Origin of the sequence: Algoriphagus sp. (assembly GCF_030694375.1) — a bacterium.
Taxonomy (GTDB): Bacteria; Bacteroidota; Bacteroidia; order Cytophagales; family Cyclobacteriaceae; genus Algoriphagus.
The window spans coordinates 277,765-293,090 of record NZ_JAUXYL010000007.1 but is presented as its reverse complement, the minus strand read 5'-3'; the positions used below and the strand labels follow the sequence as shown (position 1 = coordinate 293,090).

Below are 15,326 nucleotides of genomic sequence, written 5' to 3'. Positions count from 1 at the left end.
AAAGTTGTCCGAAAAAAAAATCACCTATTCTTAAACATGTTGATCAATTAGGATTGTATTCCCATCCGGGTCAAAAAACAGAATACTTCCCGGGCCCATACTAGCGGGATCGACTTCTTGGGCCAAGGGAATTCCTTGCGCTTTCAAATGTTTCTGAATACTACGGACATCATCAAAGGAATCAAGATTGCCGGCATTTTGATCCCAACCCGGATTAAAAGTCAAGATATTTTTTTCGAACATTCCGTTAAAAAGTCCGATCAAACTGTCCTCGTTTTTCATGATCAGATAGTTCATTTCCTCGCCTCCGGCAAAAACCGAAAAGCCAAGGTGCTCATAGAATTCTTTGGATACCTGTAGATTTTTTACAGAAAGGCTGATGGAAAAAGCGCCGAGTTTCATGGTGAAGGAGTTTTGGGTATTTGAAATCGAGCCTGCCTGAGGCAGACAGGCATGTCGCAAACGACACCCAGAGGGATGCCCCGAGCTATCGGGGAATCCATGCGGGGAATCCATGCGGCAAATAAAAATCAAATTATAAACAGATGAAAATACATGTTTTTTTCTTCGGAATTTCCTTAAACTTCAATCTTTTCTGAAAAGAATTAAACAATAAAAAGCCCCGATTTTTGAAAAATCGGGACTTTTGCAATTTTAGTCATTCCCCAAGAATGGGTATCGGTAATCTTCAGGAGATACAAAGGTTTCTTTGATCGTTCTTGGAGATACCCATCTCAGTAAGTTGATCATCGATCCGGCCTTGTCATTGGTTCCGGACGCTCTTGCTCCTCCAAATGGCTGCTGACCTACTACAGCCCCTGTTGGCTTGTCATTGATGTAGAAGTTGCCTGCTGCGTTTCTGAGTTTGGTGGTAGCCAGTTCGATGGCATAGCGATCTTGAGAGAAAATAGCACCAGTCAAGGCGTATGGGGACGTTTGATCTACCAGTTCAAGGACTGTTTCAAAGTGCTCCTCATGGTAGACATAAATAGTCAATACAGGTCCGAAAATCTCCTCGCACATAGTCGTGTACATCGGATCTTGGGTAAGAATGACCGTCGGTTTGATAAAATACCCTTTTGACTTATCAAAGCTTCCTCCGGCGATGATTTCAACTCCGGGCGCTTTTTTTGCATCTTCAATGTACTTGGCGATTTTATCAAAAGACTTCTCGTCAATTACGGCATTGATAAAGTTGGTAAAGTCTTCTGTCCCTCCCATTTTCATGGAGTCCAGATCTTCGATCATATATTTCTTGACATCTTCCCAAATATTGGAAGGAATGTAGGCACGAGAAGCCGCGGAGCATTTTTGGCCTTGATATTCGAATGCACCCCGAACCAAACCGACCGCGACAGCTTTCGCATTTGCTGATTTGTGCGCTAAGACAAAGTCTTTTCCGCCAGTCTCGCCGACGATTCTTGGATAAGATTTGTAGTTGTTGATGTTAGCGCCGATGGTTTTCCAAATGTGCTGAAATACACAGGTTGAGCCTGTAAAGTGAATTCCTGCAAAATCGCGATGTTTAAAAATGATATCCCCTGCAGTTGGTCCATCTACGTAGATTAGGTTGATCACCCCATCAGGCACTCCGGCTTCTTTGAATACTTCCATGAGCACACTGGCAGAATAGATCTGAGTGTAAGCAGGCTTCCAGACAATGGTATTTCCCATCATGGCTGCCGAGGAGGGAAGATTACCTGCTATGGCAGTAAAGTTGAACGGAGTCAAGGCAAACACAAATCCCTCTAAAGGCCGCTGCTCCAATCGATTCCAAACCCCATTTCCGGAGACAGGCGGTTGCTGTGCGTAGATTTCGCACATGTATTTAACATTGAATCGAAGAAAGTCGATGAATTCACAAGCCGCATCAATTTCCGCCTGCATGGCATTTTTTGACTGACCAAGCATGGTAGCTGCATTGATTTTTGCGCGATATGGACCGGCTAAAAGATCAGCAGCCTTTAGAAAAATAGCAGCGCGCTGTTCCCAAGCCAGATTTTCCCAAGCTTCTTTGGCTCCCAAAGCAGCATTGATTGCCTGCTCCACGTGGGAACCGTCTCCTTCGTGAAAGTGCCCCAAAATATGCTTGTGGTCGTGCGGAGGTGACATGGGATGGGTATTTCCCGTTCTCACTTCCTCACTGCCGATGTACATCGGTATGTCGATTTGTTTGGATCGAGCCGCTGCAAGGGCTTTTTGAAGTTCTTTTCGCTCCGGGCTACCCGGTGCGTAGGATTTTACCGGCTCATTGAGTGGCGTGGGTACATTGAAAAATCCTTTTAACATGATATTTGGAGTTTATTTGGTTTCTGATGTGTCAAAGATAAAGGATCGCTCCCAAAAGGGCGGTGGCTGGCTTACAAAAGGTCTTCTAATTCGCGAAGGTGGGCGATCGTATAGGTAGGAATAAGTTGGATTTCTTTTTTGTCTGGATTAAAAAAGACCTGATCAATGAAGGCATTTTGCGCGCCTAAAATGTCTGAATTGGGATTGTCCCCGATCATTAAGCAATTTTCAGAGCTGGTGGAAAGTTGCTTCATAGCATAGTGAAAAATCCTCGGATCGGGCTTTTTATGTCCTGTTGTTTCGGAGGTCACGATCAACTCAAAGAAAACATCCAAACCCGAAGATTGCATTTTCTTTGATTGAGATTCATTGAATCCATTGGTGATGATGTGAATCCTGTATTTTTCTTTAAGGTAAGTAAGAATCTCTTTGGAATAGGGAAAGACATGGGGTTTGGAGGACGTTCTATGCATAAAGTCCTCTTCGAATTCTTTCGGAATGGCATTTACTTGTCCACCAGCCTGGGCGAAAATTCTCGGGAAGCGTGTTTTTCTCAAATCGTGTTTATCGATTTTTCCGACATTATACCAATCCCAGAGTTGGAAGTTGATATCATGAAAGGCCTCAAAAAATCTTTCAAAAGTTGGAATACCCATGTCTTGAAGTCCATAGATTTGGTACAGTTCAGAAAGCGATTCGGCGACGTTTCGATCGTAATCCCACAGGGTGTGGTCTAAGTCAAAGAAAAGGTGTTGGTAAGTTTTCAAGAGAAAATCAGCGTCTATATTGATTGTTTTGGATTTTGTTGATCGCCAGTTCACGGTTTGATTTCAGGATCTCGAAGGTCTCCTGATCGCGGATAAGACTGGGATCTTTCTGGATAAACTTGAAAATCTGCTGAATGATTTCAATATATTCTTCCAAGATGTAATAGAACATCCATTGATCCACTCTTCGGCTACCCAACAATCCTGCATTTTTTAAGTATATAAGGTGGCGGCTTGTTTTTGTTTGGGTAAAATCAAGAATATGCTCCAAGTCTGAGATACTCAATTCCCTGTTTAGCAGCAATAAATGGATGATTCTAACGCGAGGCTCCTCGGAAAGTGCCTTAAAAATTCGCAATCCATAGTTTAAACTGATATTTTTGAGTCTCATTAGTAAGTTTTAACTTATTAAATCGGATCGAAAATAAAATTTCAACCGAAATTAGATTAAAATCGCAAAAGCTTCTTGAAGCTATCATCAGATTCAATATTCGTGAAAATAACTCAGCTTCTTCCTTCCGTATTGATTTTTGCTTTGGGAATCCTTCTCAATCCAGCACAAACTTTTGCTCAAGATCAGCAAGAGCGAAAAGTCATTCAGCTCTCAGGCATCATTTTGAATGCAGACAGCACTGACGCAGTCCCTGGCGTGAATATTTATGTTCCAAAGAAGGGGAGAGGGACTTCCAGTGGTCGTTTTGGGTATTTTTCGATGCCTGTATTAGAAGGTGACAGCGTAGTATTCACTTTCATAGGATTGAAAAAACAATCCTTCAAAGTGCCTGATAAAGTGGATAATGACCGAATCAGTTTGATTTTAACGATGCAAATTGATGAAATTGCTTTAGCAGAAATCGAAGTAATGCCCTACCCTACAGAGGAGGAATTCAAAAAAGCAGTCATTGCCATGAATGTGGTCGATCCCATGTCCATCAGCAGATCCAACATGAGTCCTGAAATGCTGCTGCGATGGGCGGAGTCAATGCCGGCCTCCGGAGCAGAGAATTTTCGATATTTCCAACAAGGGCAAATGCTCCAAAATCAAGATCTCTATGGCCCCAGACCCCTTCGAATCTTGGATCCTTTTGCATGGTCTCAGTTTATTCGTTCGATCAAGCGGGGTGACCTAAAGAATAATAACTAGGAGTTTGAACAATTAAATTTTGCTTTTGTAGATCTGCCAGCTTCTTTTCATGAGAAATTCAGGGATTTTGGAGAAATAATCCTTGGGAAACATTTGGTCAGATTTATTTTAAGGATATCTTTGTGCCTCATTTCGAAAAGGCAATAGAAAACTTGCTTTATCATGAAATCAAGCATTAGGTGAGCATCCTCAAGGGGAAAGTTCATTTTCAGAGCAAGATTTCTTGTGGCAGTTAAAAAACAATTTATAATCACATGAAAAAAGATATTCATCCTAATTACAGAGACGTTATATTTCACGATACGTCCAGCGAGTTCAAGTTTTTGACTAAGTCCACTATTGAGACTAGCGAGACTACTGAATGGACAGACGGAAAAACTTACCCGGTATTCAAAATTGAAGTAAGTTCCGAATCCCATCCGTTCTACACAGGCAAGAAGATGCTTCTTGATACTGCAGGTAGAGTTGAAAAATTCAACAAAAGATACGCAAAGAAGTAATTTGCTTCGGCGATCGCCGAAAAAGTCTCCCGGGGCATGGATTCCGGGAGACTTTTTTATTTTTGCCCTATGAATCAAATTTTATTGTTTGACGACCCTGCAATCCGGGGATCTCTTCTGCCATTTACTTTTACCCGTCCTGTGGCAGATATTCGGGTAGGAATCCTTAAAATTTCTGAGAAATGGCATAAATACACTTCTGCAGAGGTTTTTTATCTGACTCAAGAGTATTTGCAGACCAAATTTCCAAGAAATACCGAGCAGGCATTGGCAATCAATGGCGCTTGGCTTCCTGAGGATTTTTCGTTTACTATTTTGAAAAAACTTGGCCCAAATCAGGCGCTTTTTTGGGGAAAAACACTTTTGGCGACCTACATTGGAGAAACAGAGAAAAATCTTGGTTTTGCGATGGATAAAGAAATAATCCAAATTGAAAAGGAGCCGACTTTAATTCAGAAATCATGGAATATTTTTCAATTCAATGCCTCTGAAATAAAAAAAGACTTTGCCCTTTTGACAACAGGAAGAACTTCACAGCCGATCAATGATCCCCATACGATATTATATGCTTCCGAGAATATTTTTCTTGAAGAAGGCGCAAAAGTCAAAGCGGCTGTCCTCAATGCAGAAGCTGGGCCGATTTATATTGGTAAAAACGCCGAAATCCAGGAAGGAGCGTTAATCCGTGGCCCATTTGCGCTTTGCGAGGGATCGACCGTGAACATGGGGGCGAAATTAAGAGGAGACACGACTGTCGGGCCATTTTCAAAAGTGGGAGGAGAGATATCCAATGCCGTTTTCTTTGGCTATTCCAACAAAGGCCACGATGGATTTCTAGGAAACTCAGTCATCGGTGAATGGTGTAATTTGGGTGCAGATACCAATACCTCCAATCTGAAAAACAACTATGCGCCGGTCAAACTTTGGGACTATACCAAAGGTGGTTTTTCCAATACCGGTTTGCAGTTTTGCGGCCTTATGATGGGAGACCATTCCAAGTGCGGGATCAACACCATGTTCAATACCGGTACAGTAGTAGGCGTCGGATCCAATATTTTCGGTGATGGATTTCCCAGAAATTTCATTCCCTCCTTTTCTTGGGGTGGAGCAGCCGGATTTTCTACCTTTTCACTTCCGAAGTTTGACGAGACTGCGAAGGCAGTTTTTGGCAGAAGGGGGAAGGAATGGAGTCAAGTCGAAAAAGAAATAATTGAACGAGTTTTTGATTTGACCAAAAGCTATAGAATTTGGGATAAAACTTCCTGATCGACGCCTCTATGCAGTTTGCAGAAATCCCCGGCCTACCGGAAACAAAAGAAAAACTTATCAATGCCGTCAAGTACAATCACTTGGCGCATGCACTCCTTTTTCATGGACCGGAGGGTTCAGCCAATTTGACTCTGGCGCTGGCTTTAGCGACATTTTTGTATTGTGAAAACCGATCGGAGACAGATTCCTGTGGAGTTTGTTCCTCTTGTCAGCGGATGAAAAGATTGGTGATGCCGGATTTGAATTTTGCTTTTCCGGTCATCGCAAAGGAAAAAGAGGATGAAGAAGATGAGGAGAAAACTGATGTATTAACCAGTTGGAGAAAATTTGCCGGGTCGCAACCTTATGGAAATATCCATGACTTCATTTATTTCAATGGGTTTGAAAAAAAGCAACTGAACATATCCAAAGCTTCTGCCCGCAAGATTATCCAGGCTCTTTCGTTAATGTCTTTTGAGGGTGGCTACAAAATCATGTTGATTTGGGCGCCGGAGTTCCTTCATCCTTCTGCCGCCAATGCCTTGCTTAAAATCATTGAAGAACCACCCGCAAAAACCATCTTCATGTTGGTGAGCTCCCAAGCAGATCAGCTACTGACTACGATTCTTTCCCGAACACAGAAGATTTTGGTGCGCGCATTTACCGACGAGGAAATTAGATTGCATTTGGTGGAGTCCGGACTTTGCGAAAGCAATGCTGCCGAACAGGTGGCTATGCTTGCTGATGGAAATCTTCGTGAAGCTTACCGCATGATAGACCAAGTTGAAGATTTGCAAGTCACGCAGATTCGGGATTGGTTTCGGCTTTGTGTGGCGAAGGACCTTAAAGAAATTTTTGATTTGGCGGATAAGTTTCATAAGGAACCCAAGGAGGCACAGAAATCCCTCATGATGACAGGACTTGCGGTCACTCGCGAGATTTTGCTTAAAAATCTGGACCTGGATCAACTGCTGCGTACCACTGAGGTAGATCGGGATTTTATCGATAAGATCAGCAAAAATGTCCTCACTGAGGATCATGCCATGAAACTCTACGATTCGTTCAATCAGGCACATTATCATCTCGAACGAAATGGAAATGCAAAGATGATTTTCACTGATCTTTCAATGACCCTTTTGGTCATGATGTCAAAGAAAAAGTAAGGTGATGGAAAAAAAGATAATTGGCCGAAAGGAGAAAATATCGCTTCCAAAAGTGGGTCTCAAGTCCGTTTGGGCAAAAATAGATACCGGAGCTTTCACCAGCAGCCTTCACGCCGAAGCGATCCGAGAAGTGGAGGAGGACGGTAAAAAAGTGTTGAAATTTGAGATACTTATGCCGGGCCACAAAGATTTCACGGGCAAGACCCTATCTTTTGAAGAATACAAACAAAAAAAAGTAAAAAATTCCTTCGGTCAGGCAGAAACACGTTTTCTGATCGTGACTAAAATCAAAATTGCCGGGGAAACTTTCTCAGCAGAATTTACGCTTTCGGATCGATCCAGCATGAAAAATTCCATCCTGCTTGGAAGAAAAATCCTTCAGGACAAATTTCTGGTGGATGTGAACAAAGTAAACCTATCCAAAGCTTACCGTAAGAAACAATGAAGATTGCCGTCCTTTCGAGGAACTCAAATTTATATTCCACTCGTCGCCTAGTCGAAGAGATCAAAAACGCCGGGCACGAAGCTCAGATTGTAGATCATAGTCTTTGTGACCTGATCATCGAGCAAGAGGGGCCATCGATCATCTATCGGGGACAAAAACTTGAAGGATTTGATGCGATAATCCCAAGAATCGGGGCATCTGTAACCTTCTACGGTACAGCTGTTGTCCGTCAGTTTGAGTTGATGGGAGCATTTTCTGCTGTCAATTCTCAGGCGATTGTGCGAAGTCGGGATAAGTTGAGAAGTCTGCAAATACTATCCAAGGCAGGTTTGGGAATGCCGAAAACTGCGTTTACCAATTTTTCAAAAGGGGGAGAAAAACAACTCATCGAACAGGTGGGTGGCGCGCCTTTGATTATCAAATTACTGGAAGGCACGCAGGGGTTGGGAGTAGTTTTGGCCGAAACCAAAAAAGCCGCGCAGTCAGTTGTTGAAGCATTCCATGGCCTGAAGGCAAGAATAATTGTCCAGGAGTTTATCAAAGAAGCCAAAGGGGCAGACATCCGTGCTTTTGTAGTTAACGGAAAAGTAGTCGGTGCCATGAAGCGTCAAGGAGCAGAGGGAGAGTTTCGTTCCAACCTGCACCGTGGAGGTGCGGCATCTGTGATTAAATTGAGTCGAGCTGAAAAGCAGGCCGCTTTAAATGCGGCAAAAGCTCTCGGACTGGATGTTGCAGGTGTAGACCTGCTTCAGTCTGACCGTGGCCCATTGATTTTGGAAGTCAACAGCTCGCCGGGACTGGAAGGGATCGAGCAGGCGACAGGAATCAATATAGCGGCAGAAATAATAAAATATGTGGAAGAAGGTGTGAATCAAAAGTCCTCCAAAAGAAATAAAGCTCAATGAGTCGAAAAGTAAAAATAGGAACCAGAGGCAGTAAATTGGCCCTTTGGCAAGCCTACCATGTCGAGGGCCTGCTCAAAAATGCAGGCATCGAATCTGAGATTATTGTCATTGATACCAAAGGAGATCAGGTACTGGACGTTTCCATTTCCAAGATTGGGAGCAAGGGCGTTTTTACTCAGGAACTTGAGGATCAATTGATGGATGGAAGGATAGATGTCGCAGTTCACTCTGCAAAAGATATGCAATCCTCACTGGCGGATGAATTTGAAATTATCGCCTTCACTGAGCGCGAAAAAGAAAATGATATTTTAGTCTCATCAAAGTCAGGAATCGATATCAAGGACGCGTCCAAGCCCTTGGTTTTGGGAACATCCTCTACTCGGCGAGTCGCTACGCTGAAGCATTTTTTTCCTCATGTGAAAACTGTAGATGTCCGCGGAAACCTGCAGACTCGAATCCGGAAAATGGAAGAAGGACTTTGCGATGCATTATTGCTGGCATACGCCGGTGTTCACCGAATGGGCTATGATTCGATGATTGCGGCAGAATTGGATTTAGACGAATTTACCCCAGCAGTCGGTCAGGGATCAGTAGCCATCGAGTCGGCTAAGTCTCTCGATTCAGCTTTGCGCCAGCAGATCATCCAAGCCTGTAATCATCCGGCAACTGAATACCGATTGAAAGCCGAGCGGGCATATCTCCGCGTTTTGGAAGGGGGATGTAGTATTCCGGTGTTTGCTTTGGCTTCTTTGGAAAATGAAACATTGAGTCTGTGTGGCGGGATCATCAGTTTGGATGGCCAAAACCGTATTTCCCTTGAAGTTTCCGGAGATAAAACTAAGGCGGAGGATTTGGGAAAAGAACTCGCCAAATTGGTTTTTGCTGCAGGAGGGAAAGAAATTCTGGATGAAATCAAAAAATCACAATCATACAAATGAGTAAATTATTCCACCTTATTTCTGTTTGTTTATTGCTGTTCAGCACTTTGGCCTGTGGACAGAATAAGAATAAAGACTATTTGATTACCATATCTACAAGACATGGAGAAATTAAGGCCGTTCTTTTTGACGATACACCCAAGCATAAAGACAACTTTATCGCTTTGGCAGAAGCTGAAAGATTTGACTCTACTCAATTTCATCGGGTAATTGAGAATTTCATGGTTCAGGGGGGGGATGTTTTCGGTAAGGAAAATTTACCGGCTGAAAAATGGCCTACAATTCCCGCAGAAATTCTCCCGAATCATTTCCACAGAAAAGGAATGATCGCTGCGGCACGGCAGGGAAATAACATCAATCCTACCAAGGCGAGCAATGGCTCGCAGTTTTACATTGTGCAGGGAAGGACGTACGAGGAACTCGAGCTGACGACTGATTTCCCAGCTTTGCAAAAAGCTATTCTTCAATACGTTCAATTGGAAAGCCAAAAACCACTCAAAGAAGAATACAATCGACTGTATGCCGCTCAGCAGTTTGACAGCCTGTCCATGCTGATTCTTTCCAAGCGTGATGAAATCGCCAAATCACTGAATTTGACCCTGTCAAAGAATTATACCCCTGAGCAAATCGAAGCGTATGCCAAAATGGGAGGTACGCCGCATTTGGATCGAGAATACACGGTTTTTGGAGAGGTGATCGCAGGGATGGATGTAGTAGAAAAAATCGCGAAGGAACCGACCACGCGCGAAGTACCCAATGAACCTGTGTATATGCAGGTGAAAATAGAAAGAATATCCAAGAAGAAAATCACACAAGAGTATGGCTACAGCTTCCCTGAAATCAAATAAACCAAAAATTCTGATCACAGGAGCGAATGGCTTGTTGGGTCAAAAATTGGTAGAGCAATTGGTGGAAGAGGGGAGGTTTGAAGTAATTGCTACCGGTAAAGGCTCCTGTCGACTTAAGGGTGATGGATTTAAGTACGAAAGTCTTGATATTACTGATCCAGATGAGGTTAATGAAGTGATAGCAAGAATTGCTCCTGTCACAATCATCCATGGTGCTGCCATGACCAATGTGGATGAATGCGAATTGAATCAGGAGGCTTGTAGGATGTTGAATGTAAAGGCAACGGAATATTTGATCCAAGCTGCCGAAAAGATTCAAACCCACTTCATTTTTGTGTCCACTGATTTTATTTTTTCAGGAGAGGACGGCCCTTATGATGAAGAAGCAGAAGCTGCCCCGGTTAATTTTTATGGGGAGACCAAATTGATCGGAGAAAATCTGGTTCGAAGTTCAAAAACATCCTGGGCAATTGCGCGGACAGTGTTGGTTTATGGCATTGCCAATGACCTGAGCAGATCAAACATTATACTTTGGGTGAAAACTTCACTGGAAGCAGGGAAGGAAATCCAAGTGGTGGATGACCAAATCCGAACTCCAACCCTGGCGGAAGATTTGGCAGCTGGATGTATTCTCATTGCGGAACAAAAAGCGGAAGGAGTTTTCAATATTTCAGGCTCTGATGTTTTGACTCCCTATGAAATGGCGATTATGACTGCTGATTTTTTTGAGCTTAACAAAGACTTAATCAAGAAAACCGACTCTACCCGGTTTACTCAACCTGCCAAGCGGCCGATGAAAACTGGCTTTAGTATCGAAAAGGCAAGAAAACAGCTGGGTTATGTGCCCAAAACTTTCCAAGAGGGAATAGGTATTTTGTCAAAACAAATTATCTTAGCCCGCTCTTAAAAAGCAGTTCACACCCAATTATTAACTTTAAGTTTATTTATGGCAAATATCTCAGATACCGAAGAACGGGGTCAATTTGGTTCGAGTCTTGGTTTTATTATGGCCGCAGCCGGATCTGCAGTCGGACTCGGTAATATTTGGAGATTCCCCTACCTCACAGGGGAAAACGGGGGAGGAGCCTTTGTGTTTGTTTACATTCTATGCGTACTTCTTATTGGGCTTCCCTTGCTCTTCAATGAAATTGCTCTAGGGAGAAGGTCTGGAAAGAACCCTATTGGTGCGATTCGCGATACAGGTGGAAACAAGCTATGGCAGTCTGCAGGTGTTCTGTGCGTATTGGTCTGCTTTTTTGTATTCAGCTATTATTCTGTGATTGCGGGTTGGACCGTTGGATACATTTTTACGGAAATCATCAATATTCCTGTTGACTTTGAGGAATTTGTACAGACTCCATTGTATGTTATTCCCTTAACATTTGTATTTATTCTGGCTACTATTCTGATTGTATTGGGTGGTGTGTCGGGAGGTATCGAAAAGGCAGCAAAATTCCTGATGCCGATTTTGTTTATCATTATCATTTTCATCGCGGGTAGATCAGTCACTTTAGAAGGTGCGCAAGCTGGTATTGAATATTACCTTTATCCTGACTTTTCAAAAATCAATGCTACTGTGGTTTTACAAGCTTTGGGCCAAGCCTTTTTCTCCATGTCTGTTGGTTGGGGCTTGATGATCACCTTTGGTTCTTACCTTCAGAAGGATGCTAATATTATTCAATCCGGAGGTTGGATTGCGGGTATGGATACGGCAGTAGCACTATTAGGTGGACTGATGGTATTCCCGGCTTTGTTTGCGCTGCTACCAGGAAAAGACCCTGCAGCAGGACCGGCTTTAGTTTTCGACGTCCTTCCAAGAGTGTTTGACGCAATGCCGGGAGGAAACCTGATCGGTGGACTTTTCTTTATTCTTTTGATGGTGGCGGCTTTGACTTCGACTATATCCATGCTCGAGGTTCCTGTGGCTTACCTGATTGACGATAGAAAATGGAATAGAAAGCGTGCAACTTGGACAGTTGGGATTGGTGCGATGATTCTCTCCATTCCTTCTGCACTTTCTTCCATTGAGGGAAATATTTTCGCTGAAATTCATTTCACTTTCTTGGGTAATGAACTTACCGGATTCTTTGGTGCGATGGACTTTATTTTTGGCACATTTGCAGTGATTGTGATTTGTTTAATGCTATCACTTTATACCGGTTGGGGACAAAAAATATCTGACTATGCAGACGAATTGACCCATGGTGCGCCTGGCTTTAAAGGACCATATAGAGCTGCCTGGATGTTTTTCATCAAGTGGGTTTGCCCTATTGTAATCATCCTTTTGATTCTAAATACAATTGGATTGTTTGGGGAACCACAAGTTGCATAATCGAAAAACCAACAAGCTAAAAACATAAAGGGGCCTTAGGGCCCCTTCATGTTTTTAGGCGGTTTTTGAATTTAGTTTGAAATATCAAATGCTTTTCATATACTTGAAAAAGTATTTCATAAAATCATGAAGGTTTTACTCGTTGATGATGATTCTGTTCACCTATTGATTCTCAGAAAGATTTTTGAGAAGTCAAACGATGAGGTGGTAGTCGCTCACAATGGGAAGGAAGCCTTGCAGTATCTTGAGGTTGATCCATTTTTTCACATTATAATGACAGACATTATGATGCCAGTAATGGATGGAGTTGAATTTTTAGAGCATTTGAAAGAAAGTCCCCAAACTTGCAGAATTCCTACAATAGGCTTTACAGCAGGTGATGTGGAGTATTTTCGGGAGAAATGCAATGATGGCTTTGACAGCCTTGTGCCTAAGCCAATGGATTTTTACGATTTATATAGCCTTGCAAAATTAACAGCAAGCAGACAACCTTAATCAAAACATAATTGGCAAGGGAATTGCAAAAAAGACGTTTAGTAGAAAACTAAACCCTAAATCCCTTTAACCATGAAAAAATTCATCTTCTCAGCGATCCTCTTTTGTGGGATTGTTTTTGCGGGATATTCCCAAAATGGTGGCTTTGGTATCAAAGCAGGTTTGAGCAGTACTGAAGTAGATTTTAAGAATAAACAGTTTGTTTCTCAAGGGTCGCAGACTGGATACCATGTAGGCGTATTCGGACGTATCGGAGGTGGCGGCTTTTTTGTGCAACCCGAACTCCTGTTTACCCAAACCAGTGGGAAATTTCTCAGCGATGGGGAGCAAATCAAAGCTGAATTTAACCGACTGGATATTCCGGTGATGGTGGGGATGCGATTCTTAAAAGTACTCAGGTTACAAGCGGGGCCTATTGCGAGCCTTAATATTAATTCCAAACTTAAGGAAGCAGGAAGTACAATCAGTGATGCCGAGTTTAAAAATGCTACTCTTGGGTATCAAGCAGGCCTTGGTTTGGACCTCGGAAATCTTTCTGTGGATGCTAGATATGAAGGTGGTTTAAGCAAATGGACGGACAATATTCGAGACTTCCAGACTGACAACCGAATCAACCAATGGGTGCTATCAGTTGGATTTAAGATTTTCTAAGGAAATTTCAATAAATGGCAAAGTCCTCTGAAACCAAATTCAGAGGGCTTTTTCTATATTGATCAGAGTCCCGCAAGGTCCCATTTCCGAATGATTTCCTTAATAAACCCAGCGACTTTTGTATTTACTTTTTTGAAATATTCATCGGCCTGAGCCTGGTTGAAATTAGGATATCCTTGACCTTCCTGGTACAGTCCGATTGATGATGGGAACGGCACAGCTGACCAAGTATTGGGCTTGGGGTAAGCTGTGGCCAGATCCGAATTATAACGCTCCTTATGGACTAAAGTCGGGTCGACTGCCTGAATATATGCCGTCTCATTCAGCCCCGCGTGTCCACCGTCCTCTTTGAAAACTTCCAATGTTATATCCGAGGCAAAGGACCACCAATTGATGACAAGGGTTCGAATGCCCAACTCATTTGCCACTTCTGCGGCTACTTTCTGCAATACAGCGGTTTGCCCTCCTCCGTGACCGTTGAGGATGATGATGTTTTTGAATTTATTCTTGGCCAATCCTCTCAAAATATCTCGAATGAATGGGGCGTAAGCTTCTTCGGAAATCTGGAACGCCCCGGGATAAGCTGCCATCGAACCGGTGATTCCATAGTTTAAGGTTGGAGCGACCATCGCATTCAATTCATCTGCAATGGCTAATGCCATGGCAAAGGGGGCGGTGTTGTCTGCACCGTTGTTGATTACACCATGCGGTTCTAAGGTGCCGGTGGGTAAAAGCACCGTGTTTATGTTACCCGGCACAAAGTCCGCAAACTCCATCCAGTTGATACGATCCATTTCGCGGGTGGAGATTTTTTGCTGTGCAAAAACAAAACTGTAAGAAAAGAAAAGGCCTAGGCCGATAAAAAAAACTTTCATAGAGAAGGGATTTAAGCAGTGAAAATACTGCCTTTCCGTTGAATTCAATGCATCAGTCCGGGGGGAGATTTCTGAGGGTTTGCCTGAAGGAAGCGACTTCATTTTTTGCAGTTTTCCATCTTTTCCAAGCATAGAAAAGCAGACCTATTCCAACAATGTATCCTAGGTATGGAATTGTAAAAAACATCCCAATACCACCCAAAATCAAAACTGCCTGAATCCATAAATTGAGAAACATGGAGTTGATTTTTCCATCATCAAAGAATGCTTGATCTGTGGTATGGTTTTTCACAGCGAGGTAGTGACCACTTTCTTTTCCTTGCTTTATGCCCCAATAGACAGTGACTTCGTTTCCTCTTCGACAAGCTAAATCGAAATCCTGAAGCTGAAAGGACTTCTCCTTACCTTCTTTACTGGTCAGGAAAAGTTGATCGTGAATTACAGTTTTAGAAGTAATGGAAATTGGTGCGGTGCCGCCTGTTCCTTGGTAAGTTGCGCCCCCGCCTCCGCCTCCGCTTACTCTTGTTTCCAGATTTTTTCCGCTCTCCTCTACTATTCCGGAGAAGGAATAAAGCTCAAATGCCGATGCACCATTTGGATTGAAAGATTTCATAGCGATAGTTTTTGTAAAATTTACTCTGAAAAAAATTTACTCAATAGCTTTAAAAAATCACCGCATGAAAAGACTGATTTGTTGTTGGGTTCTATTTATTATTTGTATTGACA

Annotated in this window: 18 protein-coding genes; 12 read left to right on the top strand and 6 right to left on the bottom strand. The window is 42.8% G+C overall.

Translation table 11 applies throughout. The features are described 5' to 3' along the window. Positions 1–30: 30 nt before the first annotated feature. From Q8M62_RS02530 to Q8M62_RS02515, 4 genes are all read right to left on the bottom strand, one after another. Positions 31–402, bottom strand: coding sequence for a VOC family protein (locus Q8M62_RS02530; protein WP_304900052.1), 372 nt, complete (start codon positions 400–402; stop codon positions 31–33). Between the two features lie 252 nt (positions 403–654). Continuing rightward, a complete protein-coding gene (gene pruA, locus Q8M62_RS02525) occupies positions 655–2,289 on the bottom strand; it encodes an L-glutamate gamma-semialdehyde dehydrogenase (RefSeq protein WP_304900051.1) in 1,635 nt (544 codons plus the stop codon). Positions 2,290–2,360: 71 nt separating this feature from the next. Further along, positions 2,361–3,056 (bottom strand): YjjG family noncanonical pyrimidine nucleotidase, encoded by a 696-nt coding sequence (locus tag Q8M62_RS02520; RefSeq protein ID WP_304900061.1) that lies wholly within the window; start codon positions 3,054–3,056, stop codon positions 2,361–2,363. Positions 3,057–3,063: 7 nt separating this feature from the next. Continuing rightward, positions 3,064–3,447 carry a metalloregulator ArsR/SmtB family transcription factor gene (locus tag Q8M62_RS02515; protein ID WP_304900050.1) on the bottom strand — a complete coding sequence of 128 codons (384 nt, stop codon included), beginning with the start codon at positions 3,445–3,447 and terminating at the stop codon, positions 3,064–3,066. Positions 3,448–3,555: 108 nt separating this feature from the next. Between Q8M62_RS02515 and Q8M62_RS02510 the strand changes: the two genes are divergently transcribed. From Q8M62_RS02510 to Q8M62_RS02455, 12 genes are all read left to right on the top strand, one after another. Continuing rightward, positions 3,556–4,200, top strand: a complete 645-nt coding sequence (locus Q8M62_RS02510; RefSeq protein ID WP_370690538.1) for a carboxypeptidase-like regulatory domain-containing protein — start codon at positions 3,556–3,558, stop codon at positions 4,198–4,200. Positions 4,201–4,454: 254 nt separating this feature from the next. Then, a complete protein-coding gene (locus tag Q8M62_RS02505) occupies positions 4,455–4,700 on the top strand; it encodes a type B 50S ribosomal protein L31 (RefSeq protein WP_304900049.1) in 246 nt (81 codons plus the stop codon). Between the two features lie 69 nt (positions 4,701–4,769). Then, positions 4,770–5,966: a GlmU family protein gene (locus Q8M62_RS02500; RefSeq protein WP_304900048.1), complete on the top strand. Its 1,197-nt coding sequence runs from the start codon at positions 4,770–4,772 to the stop codon at positions 5,964–5,966. Between the two features lie 11 nt (positions 5,967–5,977). Then, on the top strand, positions 5,978–7,111 hold the full coding sequence (locus tag Q8M62_RS02495; RefSeq protein WP_304900047.1) for an ATP-binding protein: 1,134 nt from the start codon (positions 5,978–5,980) through the stop codon (positions 7,109–7,111). Positions 7,112–7,115: 4 nt separating this feature from the next. After that, entirely contained in the window at positions 7,116–7,556 is a 441-nt protein-coding gene (locus tag Q8M62_RS02490) for a RimK/LysX family protein (protein WP_304900046.1), read from the top strand. Further along, positions 7,553–8,461: a 30S ribosomal protein S6--L-glutamate ligase gene (gene rimK, locus Q8M62_RS02485; protein ID WP_092729257.1), complete on the top strand. Its 909-nt coding sequence runs from the start codon at positions 7,553–7,555 to the stop codon at positions 8,459–8,461. Before Q8M62_RS02490 ends, rimK begins: the two co-directional genes overlap by 4 nt. After that, positions 8,458–9,399: a hydroxymethylbilane synthase gene (gene hemC, locus Q8M62_RS02480; protein WP_304900045.1), complete on the top strand. Its 942-nt coding sequence runs from the start codon at positions 8,458–8,460 to the stop codon at positions 9,397–9,399. Before rimK ends, hemC begins: the two co-directional genes overlap by 4 nt. Further along, positions 9,396–10,247, top strand: coding sequence for a peptidylprolyl isomerase (locus Q8M62_RS02475; protein WP_304900044.1), 852 nt, complete (start codon positions 9,396–9,398; stop codon positions 10,245–10,247). The genes hemC and Q8M62_RS02475 overlap by 4 nt, the downstream gene beginning before the upstream one ends. Further along, on the top strand, positions 10,219–11,154 hold the full coding sequence (locus tag Q8M62_RS02470) for an SDR family oxidoreductase (RefSeq protein WP_304900043.1): 936 nt from the start codon (positions 10,219–10,221) through the stop codon (positions 11,152–11,154). The genes Q8M62_RS02475 and Q8M62_RS02470 overlap by 29 nt, the downstream gene beginning before the upstream one ends. A gap of 39 nt (positions 11,155–11,193) precedes the next feature. Beyond that, positions 11,194–12,579, top strand: coding sequence for a sodium-dependent transporter (locus tag Q8M62_RS02465; RefSeq protein ID WP_304900042.1), 1,386 nt, complete (start codon positions 11,194–11,196; stop codon positions 12,577–12,579). Between the two features lie 126 nt (positions 12,580–12,705). Continuing rightward, positions 12,706–13,074, top strand: a complete 369-nt coding sequence (locus tag Q8M62_RS02460) for a response regulator (RefSeq protein WP_304900041.1) — start codon at positions 12,706–12,708, stop codon at positions 13,072–13,074. Positions 13,075–13,146: 72 nt separating this feature from the next. After that, complete coding sequence (locus tag Q8M62_RS02455) at positions 13,147–13,725, top strand: outer membrane beta-barrel protein (RefSeq protein WP_092729251.1); 579 nt, start codon at positions 13,147–13,149, stop codon at positions 13,723–13,725. 62 nt (positions 13,726–13,787) lie between these two features. Here Q8M62_RS02455 and Q8M62_RS02450 read toward each other — a convergent pair whose 3' ends face one another. After that, entirely contained in the window at positions 13,788–14,600 is an 813-nt protein-coding gene (locus Q8M62_RS02450; RefSeq protein WP_304900040.1) for a creatininase family protein, read from the bottom strand. A gap of 52 nt (positions 14,601–14,652) precedes the next feature. Then, positions 14,653–15,213 (bottom strand): hypothetical protein, encoded by a 561-nt coding sequence (locus tag Q8M62_RS02445; RefSeq protein ID WP_304900039.1) that lies wholly within the window; start codon positions 15,211–15,213, stop codon positions 14,653–14,655. Positions 15,214–15,326: the final 113 nt, after the last annotated feature.